General features: G+C 42.1%; 9 protein-coding genes and 7 tRNA genes. 4 read left to right on the top strand and 12 right to left on the bottom strand.

Going from position 1 to position 10,685, the window contains the following annotated elements; all coding sequences use genetic code 11:
• Window positions 1-88 precede the first annotated feature (88 nt).
• The 9 genes from E2K74_RS02565 to E2K74_RS02525 all read right to left on the bottom strand — a co-directional run bounded on the left by E2K74_RS02565 (window position 89) and on the right by E2K74_RS02525 (window position 3,913).
• Window positions 89-173 (bottom strand) — tRNA-Leu (locus E2K74_RS02565).
• A gap of 38 nt (window positions 174-211) precedes the next feature.
• Window positions 212-285: transfer RNA gene (locus tag E2K74_RS02560), tRNA-Trp, on the bottom strand.
• Between the two features lie 34 nt (window positions 286-319).
• Window positions 320-404 (bottom strand) — tRNA-Leu (locus E2K74_RS02555).
• Between the two features lie 380 nt (window positions 405-784).
• Window positions 785-870 (bottom strand) — tRNA-Leu (locus E2K74_RS02550).
• 309 nt (window positions 871-1,179) lie between these two features.
• Window positions 1,180-1,264 (bottom strand) — tRNA-Leu (locus tag E2K74_RS02545).
• A gap of 38 nt (window positions 1,265-1,302) precedes the next feature.
• Window positions 1,303-1,376, bottom strand: a tRNA-Trp gene (locus E2K74_RS02540).
• Window positions 1,377-1,410: 34 nt separating this feature from the next.
• A tRNA-Leu gene (locus E2K74_RS02535) sits at window positions 1,411-1,495 on the bottom strand.
• Window positions 1,496-1,602: 107 nt separating this feature from the next.
• Window positions 1,603-2,418: a protein kinase domain-containing protein gene (locus E2K74_RS02530; protein WP_171480641.1), complete on the bottom strand. Its 816-nt coding sequence runs from the start codon at window positions 2,416-2,418 to the stop codon at window positions 1,603-1,605.
• Window positions 2,405-3,913: a DUF3336 domain-containing protein gene (locus E2K74_RS02525; protein WP_151206143.1), complete on the bottom strand. Its 1,509-nt coding sequence runs from the start codon at window positions 3,911-3,913 to the stop codon at window positions 2,405-2,407. The genes E2K74_RS02530 and E2K74_RS02525 overlap by 14 nt, the downstream gene beginning before the upstream one ends.
• A 188-nt stretch (window positions 3,914-4,101) precedes the next feature.
• On the opposite strand from E2K74_RS02525, the gene E2K74_RS02520 reads away from it, so the two are divergent.
• Window positions 4,102-4,974 (top strand): ATP-binding protein, encoded by an 873-nt coding sequence (locus tag E2K74_RS02520; protein ID WP_151206142.1) that lies wholly within the window; start codon window positions 4,102-4,104, stop codon window positions 4,972-4,974.
• Between the two features lie 75 nt (window positions 4,975-5,049).
• Here E2K74_RS02520 and E2K74_RS02515 read toward each other — a convergent pair whose 3' ends face one another.
• Window positions 5,050-6,393 carry an amidase gene (locus E2K74_RS02515; protein WP_151204205.1) on the bottom strand — a complete coding sequence of 448 codons (1,344 nt, stop codon included), beginning with the start codon at window positions 6,391-6,393 and terminating at the stop codon, window positions 5,050-5,052.
• On the bottom strand, window positions 6,390-7,685 hold the full coding sequence (locus E2K74_RS02510; protein WP_151204204.1) for an MFS transporter: 1,296 nt from the start codon (window positions 7,683-7,685) through the stop codon (window positions 6,390-6,392). Before E2K74_RS02510 ends, E2K74_RS02515 begins: the two co-directional genes overlap by 4 nt.
• 97 nt (window positions 7,686-7,782) lie before the next feature.
• On the opposite strand from E2K74_RS02510, the gene E2K74_RS02505 reads away from it, so the two are divergent.
• Window positions 7,783-8,751 (top strand): Lrp/AsnC family transcriptional regulator, encoded by a 969-nt coding sequence (locus E2K74_RS02505; RefSeq protein ID WP_151204203.1) that lies wholly within the window; start codon window positions 7,783-7,785, stop codon window positions 8,749-8,751.
• A gap of 38 nt (window positions 8,752-8,789) precedes the next feature.
• Here the strand turns inward: E2K74_RS02505 and tsaD are convergent, their stop codons facing one another.
• The gene (tsaD, locus tag E2K74_RS02500) at window positions 8,790-9,806 is read right to left on the bottom strand and encodes a tRNA (adenosine(37)-N6)-threonylcarbamoyltransferase complex transferase subunit TsaD (RefSeq protein WP_151206141.1); all 1,017 of its coding nucleotides are present in this window, start codon (window positions 9,804-9,806) and stop codon (window positions 8,790-8,792) included.
• Between the two features lie 146 nt (window positions 9,807-9,952).
• Between tsaD and rpsU the strand changes: the two genes are divergently transcribed.
• Together rpsU and E2K74_RS02490 are read left to right on the top strand one after the other, a co-directional pair.
• Window positions 9,953-10,168 carry a 30S ribosomal protein S21 gene (gene rpsU / locus E2K74_RS02495; RefSeq protein ID WP_001136722.1) on the top strand — a complete coding sequence of 72 codons (216 nt, stop codon included), beginning with the start codon at window positions 9,953-9,955 and terminating at the stop codon, window positions 10,166-10,168.
• A gap of 33 nt (window positions 10,169-10,201) precedes the next feature.
• Window positions 10,202-10,648 (top strand): GatB/YqeY domain-containing protein, encoded by a 447-nt coding sequence (locus tag E2K74_RS02490; RefSeq protein ID WP_151204201.1) that lies wholly within the window; start codon window positions 10,202-10,204, stop codon window positions 10,646-10,648.
• Window positions 10,649-10,685: the final 37 nt, after the last annotated feature.

Below are 10,685 nucleotides of genomic sequence, written 5' to 3'. Positions count from 1 at the left end.
TCAGCCCATTGTTATGGGCTTTTTTATACTTCTAAGATTTATAAATTTCAGGCGAAAAAAAACAAGGTCATCGCCTTGTCTTTTTTGATGGTGGGGACGGAGAGACTCGAACTCTCACACCTCGCGGCGCTGGAACCTAAATCCAGTGCGTCTACCAATTTCGCCACGTCCCCATCAGGGTACCAACTCAAGGTTGGATTTTTATAAACTTTGGCAGAGGATCAAGGATTCGAACCTTGACGAACGGTTTTGGAGACCGTCATGCTACCATTACACCAATCCTCTACTTCCACCCAGTATCTCGTTACCTAAATACTGTTGGTGGGGACGGAGAGACTCGAACTCTCACACCTCGCGGCGCTGGAACCTAAATCCAGTGCGTCTACCAATTTCGCCACGTCCCCAATGGCTGTGTATACTATAGGGATCACACACTGTTGACAAGTGTTTTTGCAGTAAAAGGTAATCTAACCTGCTATAAATTAAGCAGTTAACTTTATTTTTCACATTCGATAAAATTTGAGAAATTTAAAAGCCACTCTAAACGTCTGGCCTTTATTTTTGTTTCAACCTTACTGATCTCATTAATATAAAAACGATGCCAATGCCCTACTTACGGGTTGCTATGCTTTTTATCCTATTATTTTAATGGTTTCTTAACGCAGTAATTCACGATATTTCTATCCGAAATCTCAAACAAAATTGAGAAGCCAAGGAAATAGAAAGCATCCTGCTAAATTCCAGGCAAAAAAAAACAAGGTATTCACCTTGCTTCTTTTATATATGGTGGGGATAGAGAGACTCGAACTCTCACACCTAGAAGGCGCTGCGACCTGAACACAGTGCGTCTACCAATTCCGCCATATCCCCGTGGCTGTGTATATTATAGAGATCGACTCGTATTGACAAGCACTCATCTAGAAAAATAAGTACTGTTATATCAAAAATTAATCAATTAACCCGGATTTTATTTTACAGCCCTTATTTTTGAACGAATTCACTTCATTTTATGAAAAAAATAAATACTGAATGGCTAGGCAGTCTCTAATACAGGTTTAGAGCTGATGGAGTTTGAAGTGGGGAAAATATCATCAGCCCATTGTTATGGGCTTTTTTATACTTCTAAGATTTATAAATTTCAGGCGAAAAAAAACAAGGTCATCGCCTTGTCTTTTTTGATGGTGGGGACGGAGAGACTCGAACTCTCACACCTCGCGGCGCTGGAACCTAAATCCAGTGCGTCTACCAATTTCGCCACGTCCCCATCAGGGTACCAACTCAAGGTTGGATTTTTATAAACTTTGGCAGAGGATCAAGGATTCGAACCTTGACGAACGGTTTTGGAGACCGTCATGCTACCATTACACCAATCCTCTACTTCCACCCAGTATCTCGTTACCTAAATACTGTTGGTGGGGACGGAGAGACTCGAACTCTCACACCTCGCGGCGCTGGAACCTAAATCCAGTGCGTCTACCAATTTCGCCACGTCCCCAATGGCTGTGTATACTATAGAGATCACTTTGCCCTGACAAGAGCTTTTTAAGAAAAACCCACCCATTTGATTAAATAAAAAACAATCTGCAATTTATTGTATTTTTCTCATTCAATTTCAGTCATCAAGCTGTATTTGACCACTTTGAAATCAGCCAGTCTATTCTGCTGCTGCCTGCATAGCATTCCCTCCAACAGTTTTTGAAAGGCTTTTAAACCCGTCGGAAGCTCAAGTTTGAAACGCTGGCAATGTATATATGCCCAATCTTCATAGTTGGCCGCTTGCAGACGCTGTCCGGACAGCCATTCATAAAAAATGATTCCCAAAGCATAGACCTCACTTTGCAGAGACTTAGGCTTGCCATGAAATAACTCAGGTGCCATATAACGCGGTGTTGCATTCATTTCTTTTATTACTGATTCGGACAGGGAGTGTACCTGTTCAAAATCGATTAGATAGACCCTGCCCTGATCATGCACAAAATGTTCACGCTTTAAATCGGCATGAAAATAGCCCAATTCCTGTAATTCAATTAAGGGTTCTAAGACGCGCAGCAAATATTGCTGAATTTCCAGAATAGATAGCGTTTCTGGTGTACCGTCAAAATAAGCAGGAAAATCTGGCAGAATCAAAGCCTGCTGAAAAGTTTCATGAGCAATTTTAACAGGTTGCTGAATGATCCAAGCGGGCAATAGGCATTGCAAACCTGCATGCTGATAAGCACGGTAAAATTCCAGCTCATGCTGAAAACCCTGTTGAACCTGTTGCCATACAGAACTGGAAGAATCAGCAAGCTGGGTCTTCAGCCAGTAAGGCCCTGGTTCATTTAAATAATAGAGACGGCGACCAAAGCCCAGGCTACGGGCTTTGGTTTTTAGCTGCCAGTTTAAAGAAGAGAGCGTGTCTGGATTAAGTTGCAATATATTCGTGCTGTAGATCTGGTGTCTTCTGATAATTTAACAGTTCCAGACAATGCTGAATAGTTTTACCTACCCGCTCCTGCATTTCGATCAGGGAAATTTTAGGCCAGGTCGCCCGTTCGCCCTCGCGCTGTAAGACTTTAAACAGATGCGGCCGCGGATTCTGGAGCATATAAGTATAATGACGTAAGCCATATTTTCCGACGATGTTTACATCGCCATAATAACGCTGATTGACCACCCCATGACCATGGTCCAGCAGACGGCGGACTGGTGGCACCCGACCGGCATGCTCACGGGCAAAGTCCATCATGCCTTTGGTAATGACCGCACCTTGACGGCGTACAATACGTTGTGGCCAGCTTAAGGTCCCTTTGCGGAAACGTGCTACATCATCCTGCATAAATGGCACGATATGCGGGTTCACCTGACTGGCGATGGTGTAATTGATATTATAAAGCCGCGCCATTTTCTCTTGCGGAAAATCACTGCGCACACTGCCATCGACCCAGCGCGTGGCTCCCATATACGGGGTATATTGACCATCATAGCGTTTACTGGTCAGACGTACGGGTGGAAACAGAATTGGCACCGCACAAGAGGCCAGCACTGCACTCCAGACCAGCACATCTGGTGAGGTATAGGCATTCATAATCCGGGCCTCCTGCGCAGCATCATAAGGAGCAACCGCAATATTAATATGTAGACCGGAAATTTTTAAGGCTTCTGCAAAAGTGACATCTCCCAGATTCTCAATCAGAAACTTTTTCAGGTATTTGACATCGGCCAGTCCACCATTACCTTTGAGCAGTTCATTCAGCTTACGAAAGTGAAAGGCTTCATGAAAAAAGTTATGTCCCTTCAACAGTTCTACATAAGTGGAAGGCTTGGACACGCCCAGCATGGCAGTCATAATAGCGCCGGCACTGGAGCCGGACATGACTTTGGGCAGCAAGTCTTGCTCCATTAAAGCCTTACATACACCAGTATGAAATAACCCCAAAGTGGAACCGCCGGAAAACATCAAAGCTGGCTGGCCATAAGCACGCTGACAATGTTCAAAGTATTCGATCTTTTCTTCAAATTTCAAGCACTGACATTCATCTGAGGCGATATAGGCCAGACCCAGACTGACTTCTTCTACATATTCTTCAATAATTCTTTTGGTGCCGACATAAGTCTCGGTAAAAAGCAAAGGATGTGCAATATTGGCAACATCATAGCTCAGCCCTTCACACAGGATATGCATCAGATCCCGGGTACGCTTTTGCTGGCGGTAACGTCTTAATTTCCCTAAGCGATGCGCAATCACTTCAGCATCAAAATACGGCGAGCTATTATCAAACTTCCACTCTTGTGCACCTGATTCCTCATCAATCTTTAACGCAATATGTTTCCACTCCTCATAAGTCTCAGCAAGCTGTAACTGCTGTTTCAGCTTTTTGATCCGATAGGCCTGATGTGGATTAATATCCTGGGTAAAATCTTTGAATAGCATCTGTCATTTTCCCTATATATTTCTCATTCAGCCCGTAGTCTTAAATATGGAAAACGCCCTTTTCCTCCTTCTAGACTAAAGGAGCAAAACTCTCTGCTTTAAGTAAATTATCACACTTTTCAGACTTTGACTGTGAATTTTACAGTGATAGTATGCTAGACATAATTTTAAATCTGCATTATTTCATCATGGCGAAAATCGACTTACCTGACAATATTTTAAATGCGCTTTCTACTGTACTTTTGCAGCTTCAACACAGCTTGCCTGAGCTGAAGCAGACACCGGATTTTTCTGCGTATGCTTATAAATGGCAAAACGGGGAACTAAAGCCAATTTATCAGCTTAAACAGATTGCGCTGGAAGATTTAAAAGGAATCGAGAAACAAAAAGAAAAAGTGATTCAGAACACTTTACAGTTTTTAAAAGACCTGCCTGCCAATGATGTGCTGCTGACCGGCTCGCGTGGCACAGGCAAGTCGTCAATTGTCCGCGCCTTGTTGACTGAATACGCAGATCAGGGTTTACGCCTGATTGAAATTGAACGTGATGACCTGTCAGATCTGCCTCAAATTCAGCAACTGATCGCTGGCCGTCCAGAAAAATTTATAGTCTATTGTGATGATCTGGCCTTTAATGCAGAAGATGAAAATTATCGCAGTTTAAAAAGTGTTCTGGATGGCTCATTGCAATCTGGTTCCAACAATTTTGTGATTTATGCGACGAGTAACCGTCGCCATTTATTGCCAGAATTTATGCATGAAAATACGCCGGTCACCAAAGTCGATGTACCGCAATATACAGAGTTACATCCTCAGGAAGCGATCGAAGAAAAAATTTCCTTATCTGATCGTTTCGGATTATGGCTGTCTTTTTACCCGATGGATCAAAACTTATATTTAGAAATTGTTGAACACTATTTGACTAAAGCTTCCATGCCATGGACAAACGAAGCGCATGCTGAAGCACTGCGTTGGTGCCAGGCACGTGGGCAACGTTCAGGTCGTGCTGCTTATCAGTTTTCGAAGCATTGGATTGGGTCAGAGCAACTTAAAAAAGCTTAAAGTAGAACCATCATGATAAAAAAAGAACCGCAAATGCGGTTCTTTTTTTGAATATAATAAACGAGGCGTTAACTCTTAATCCTGACAAATTGGTGGTAATACAGAACGAATACCTAAACCATTGGCAATTTTCTGCACCGTTTTTACCACATTAACATCATTCGCTTGATATGAAACCAACTGAATACCCATCGGCAATCCGCTATCACTCAGAGCTATAGGGAAAGCATAACTTGGTGCATCTAAATAGTTAAATGGACGTGTATATTCACCCACATGACTAAACTCGGCATCTTCTGAACTTGACACAGCTCCAAGAAATGGGCTCACTGGAAACAACAAACATTGACCATCTAAAGAGGCTTTAAACGATTGCTGAAACTCAGTTCGCTCTGCAATCAATGTCTCATATTTTTGCTGTGAGATGGTCTTACCACGTAGCACACGCTGACGTACCAATTCCCACATTTTTACTTCAGCATTTTCAGCTGTATCACCATGATACAAATAGCTTTCATAGGCAATAATGTCAGATGTTCGATCTGATAGATCATGAAAATCAAAATGTGCAGGTGGTTGCCAGTTTTTAATTTCAATTCCTAAAGCCTCTATGCGTTTTAGCCCTTCGCGCCAAAGCGTTAATACCTCATGCTCAAGCGGATATGGAAATGCAGACTCATCTAAAGCATAAATTACATTTTCACTTGATGTCACTTCAACATTTGTATCCATCAATAAATTAATTAACGCACTAATGTCATCTGCAAAACGCGCAAACGGACCTAAAGTATCTAATGTTTTAGATAATGGCACTGCACCCATGTCAGCAATTTTATGAGCTGAGGGTTTAAATCCAAATATGCCATTCAATGCTGCTGGTGTACGAATTGAACCACCAGTATCACCACCAAATGCTAAAGGACTTAGATTACATGCAACTGCGACTGCTGAACCTGAAGAAGATCCACCTGGCGCGAATTGCTGTTCTGCCCAAGGGTTTTTAGGTGTACCCTGCATTGGATTTTGCCCTGACAAACCAAAGGCCAACTCGGTCATTTTAGTTTTACCTAAGATTACAAAACCTAAATTTTGTAACTGATCAGCCAGTTCGCAGTTTGCTAACGCTTTTTGATCTAGATAAACTGTACCGGCATACGTTATATGACCCGCTACATCCAGATTATCTTTTAGTAAAATTGGAACACCATGAAATGGACTTAAACGTGTTCCTTGCTGAAGCAACTCATCTAAGTACTTAGCATGTTGCAAAGCCTCGGTTTCAAATAGTTCCGAAATGCAATCTAGATGTTTAAATGTCTGGTTTCGATCAATATAAAATTGAACTGTCTCTACTGAAGTTATCTTTTTGCAAGCAATCTGTCGACCTAACTCAAGTGCAGATAAATTCACAATATTCATTTTATATCTTCCAAACCTTTTCCTGCCGTTTCAGGCATCTTAATAAATGTGATTAATGTTAATAAAGCGCCAACCAGTACCATAAAGTAGAAGTAATCTTGTTTACCAATACTTTGTAACCAAGTCAGTACATATGGGGTCGTGCCGCCGAGTAAAGCCACCATCAAATTGTAAGGTGCACCAATACCGACCGCTCTAACTTCTGTCGGAAACTGCTCAGACATGACCGCGGGGCCAATGGCTGTATATAAAGCATATAAAACCAATCCAAAAAGCTCGACCAACAAAATCGATGCAAAAGTCCCATCCATCCACTTAATGATTGGATAAAAGAAAACTAAATATCCCGCAGCAAATACGATCAACTGCGGTTTGCGACCAATTTTGTCTGATAGCCAGCCAAATACAGGCTGACACAGCATGAAAATAATTAAGCCAACAGTATTCGCAGCAAAGGCTGTTTGTGGCTCTGCACCTAAAACTTTAATGGCATAAGTTGGGACATAAACTACAAAAATATAAAATGCAAATGTCGTTAAGATAGAAATACCGACAATACGGAGCGTTTCTTTCGGATGACGTTTAATCAATACAGCCAAAGGATTTTTTACGGATTCTTTTTTATGGGTCATTTCACTATCAGGTACGGATTTACGAATCCACATACCCACCAAGCCGCCAATCGCACCCAAAATAAACGGAATACGCCAACCGTATTCACTCATTTGCGTTTCAGTCAAAGCACTTGTTAAAGCCCAAGCAAGACCTGAGGCCATCAAAATACCAATTGCTGAACTAAAAAACATAAAGCTCGAATAGAATCCACGTTTATGTTTTGGTGCCATCTCTGAAAGATAGGTTGCAGCTGAAGCGAACTCGCCGCCTAACGATAAACCCTGAAGTAATCGTGCCAATACCAAAATAATTGGTGCAAAAATACCAATTGATTCATAGGTTGGTGAAAGACCAATCATCAAAGATCCACCTGCCATCATAATGATGGTGGCGGCCAAAGCGGCTTTTCGACCATAGCGGTCCGAAAAGATGCCCAATACGATTCCACCTAATGGGCGCATGAAGAAACCAACAGCAAAAATTGCGAAGGTCGCCAGCAACGATGCCGTTGGATCATCTGAGGGGAAAAACTGTTTCGCGAAAAATACCGCAAATGTGGCATAAATCGTCCAATCAAACCATTCAATCGCATTTCCTACAGTTCCTGCAAGAATAACTTTCTTTTGTGATACATTTCCTTGAGCGGAAATTGAGTTTTGCATTTTTGACTCATCCATAAGCGTCTCATTTAATATTTAGACATATATACAGGTTGTATTTTATTTTCTAGACTTTAATTAAGACTATAATTAGTTATTAGACAAGTCAATCATCATGAGTGAATCTTTTAGTTTCGACGAAATCGATACCGCATGCATCAAAGCTCTCATCTCTAATCCGAGAGGATCATGGAGAGAACTGAGTCAGATTAGTGATGTTCCGGAAAAAAAGCTGTCTCGGCGTCTGGTTAAATTGCTAAATGACCAAGTTATACGTACTGCGATTGAGTTAAATCCACTGGTTACCAATAAGGGTTACACAGTTCATGTATGGATCAGTGTGAAATTTGGGAAGGAAAAAGAAATTGCACAATTTTTTGCAAACCGCCCAGAAGTGCGTATTGTTTTTCTAACTACAGGACTTGCAGATATTTTCTTAGAGATTGGACTAGAAAAAGCAGCGGATCTCTCCATTTGGATGCATGACTTTGTTACGCAAATTCCAGATATTAAAACTGTAGAAACACAAGCGGTCTTAAAACCCTTTACATGGGCCAGTAAACCTAAAGCATTAGATGGCATCAGCGTTAAAAATGTTAATGTTAGAAACTTGACTGAAACTGAATTAAAGTTAATTCATGCTCTATCTATTGATGGCCGTTCATCTATTAAAAGTTTGGCAGAACAAATTGAGCTCAGTGAACATAAAACTCAGAAATTATTGAGTGACTTATTGGAAGAAGGTATTTTCAACATTCGTGTCGATGTAGAACCTAGTTTGATGGGCTATAAATCCGAAGCAATTATTTTGATTAAAGCTCGTCCAGATTCAGCGAATCATATTGCCAAGACCTTGTCTGAACTCAAATATACACGTTGTCTATTTGGAATTAGTGGTGATTCGCAATTTTTCTGGCATGTACTATGTAATGATTTAAGTGATTTATGGAAATTAATTACCGAAGATCTTGGTAATTTTGAAGGTATTCAATCCTGTAATACCAACATGGTGACTTTAGCTTTAAAGCGTGCAGGATTTATGCGAAAAATCAGCAGTGCACAGTTATTTTCAAATTTGGAATAAAAAAAGAACCGCAAATGCGGTTCTTTTTTAAACGATTGTCACGCTTCGTTTGGATTACTCAATTCCGTCATCGGCCAGCGTGGTGTGGTAGTAACCGCCAGACCATCTTGCTGCCCGGCTTTTAAACGCTGGTAACCTGCAAACGCAATCATTGCACCATTATCGGTACACAGTGCAGGTTCGGCATAGTATACAGAGGCTCTGATCTTGGTTAAGTCCGCTTCCAGTCGTTCACGCAAACGCTTGTTGGCACTTACCCCACCGGCAATCACCAGACGTTTTAAGCCAGTCTGTTTCAATGCCTTGACAGATTTTTTTACCAAAGTATCCACAATGGCTTCCTGGAAGCTGGCAGCAATATCGGCATCCCGGTTTTCATCCCCCAGCTTTTTCATTTGTACAGACACCGCAGTTTTTAAACCGCTAAATGAAAACTCCAGCCCCTGATGCAGCATCGGACGCGGGAAAGCAAAAGCGTTTGGATCGCCCTGCTCGGCCAGTTTTGAAATATTCGGCCCCCCCGGATATGGCAGGCCCATCATTTTGGCGACTTTATCGAAAGCTTCACCAGCCGCATCATCAATCGACTCGCCCAGCAGTTCATACTGGCCAATGCCATAAGCAGCCATCAACTGTGAATGACCACCCGAAACCAGCAGCGCAACAAATGGAAATTCTGGCGGCGTTTTTGAAAGTAAAGGGGCCAGCATATGACCTTCCATATGATGCACACCAATTGCCGGCTTGTTGAGGGCAAATGCCAAGGTACGACCAAAAAGTGCACCGGTCATCAGTGCGCCCATCAGACCCGGACCACGAGTATAAGCCACTGCATCAATTTCAGATTTTTTCACGCCGCTTTGTTCGAGCAGTTCATTCATTAAGGGAATGAGCTTGCGCACATGGTCACGTGAAGCCAGTTCTGGCACCACCCCGCCATACTCTGCATGCAGTTTAATCTGACTGTACAACACCTGTCCGCGCAACCCCAGCTCGCTATCATACAGTGCCAGTCCTGTTTCATCACACGACGTTTCCAAGCCCAAAACGATCATTAAACTGCCTATAACCTGTATCAAATCTATTGCAGCAACTATTATAGACTTGTGGTATGAGATGTAAATGAGTAAAATACTGACCTTCACTTGTGATCAAGGGCAATTCGGCCCTGATCTTATCCATAACTTAATGAGGATTCTTCATGCCACAAGTTAAATTGAAAGAAGGCGAACCAGTAGACGTAGCTATCCGTCGTTTCAAACGTTCATGTGAAAAAGCGGGTGTTTTAGCTGACGTACGTAAGCGCGAATTCTACGAGAAACCAACTCAAGAACGTAAGCGCAAAAAAGCTGCTGCTGTTAAACGCTACCAAAAGAAATTGGCGCGTGAATCAGTACGTACAACTCGCCTTTACTAAGATTAATTTGTGATTGACCGCTTGGAATAAATAATGACTATTTTAAAAAACCAGATTACTGACATTTTGAAAGCCACCATGCGTGCTAAAGAAATGGACAAGTTAACGGTCATTCGTAGTCTCCAAGCCGCAATTAAGCAAATCGAAGTCGATGAGCGTAAAGAACTTGACGACGCTCAAGTTCTTGCGGTCATTGAAAAACAAATTAAACAACGTAAAGAATCGATCAAAGCCTTTACAGGTGCTGGTCGAGAAGATTTAGCTAGTAAGGAACAAGCCGAAGTTGAGGTTCTCTCTCAATTTCTACCAGAAGCTATGACTGAGGAAGAACTTGATTCCGTGATTGCGCAAACGATTGCAGCGCAACAAGCTACTAGCATGAAAGATATGGGTAAGGTGATGAATTCTCTGCGTCCGCTCATAGCCGGGCGCGCCGATCCTGCACAGGTTTCAGCCAAAATCAAAGCCAAGCTTGCTTAATCCCCTATTCAATTCAGCTCTAAATCCGTGCTGAACT

The organism is Acinetobacter sp. RF15B (genome assembly GCF_007558235.1).
GTDB classification, from domain to species: domain Bacteria; phylum Pseudomonadota; class Gammaproteobacteria; order Pseudomonadales; family Moraxellaceae; genus Acinetobacter; species Acinetobacter lwoffii_C.
The sequence above is the reverse complement of the archived record's forward strand: the minus strand, read 5'-3'. Positions and strand labels throughout refer to the sequence as shown.

Coding starts and splice junctions, on each gene's coding strand:
- E2K74_RS02525 (WP_151206143.1), bottom strand. CDS start 3,913: ATGCTATTCAAAGATTTTACCCAGGATATTAATCCACATCAGGCCTAT.
- E2K74_RS02520 (WP_151206142.1), top strand. CDS start 4,102: ATGGCGAAAATCGACTTACCTGACAATATTTTAAATGCGCTTTCTACT.
- E2K74_RS02515 (WP_151204205.1), bottom strand. CDS start 6,393: ATGAATATTGTGAATTTATCTGCACTTGAGTTAGGTCGACAGATTGCT.
- E2K74_RS02510 (WP_151204204.1), bottom strand. CDS start 7,685: ATGGATGAGTCAAAAATGCAAAACTCAATTTCCGCTCAAGGAAATGTA.
- E2K74_RS02505 (WP_151204203.1), top strand. CDS start 7,783: ATGAGTGAATCTTTTAGTTTCGACGAAATCGATACCGCATGCATCAAA.
- tsaD (WP_151206141.1), bottom strand. CDS start 9,806: ATGATCGTTTTGGGCTTGGAAACGTCGTGTGATGAAACAGGACTGGCA.
- rpsU (WP_001136722.1), top strand. CDS start 9,953: ATGCCACAAGTTAAATTGAAAGAAGGCGAACCAGTAGACGTAGCTATC.
- E2K74_RS02490 (WP_151204201.1), top strand. CDS start 10,202: ATGACTATTTTAAAAAACCAGATTACTGACATTTTGAAAGCCACCATG.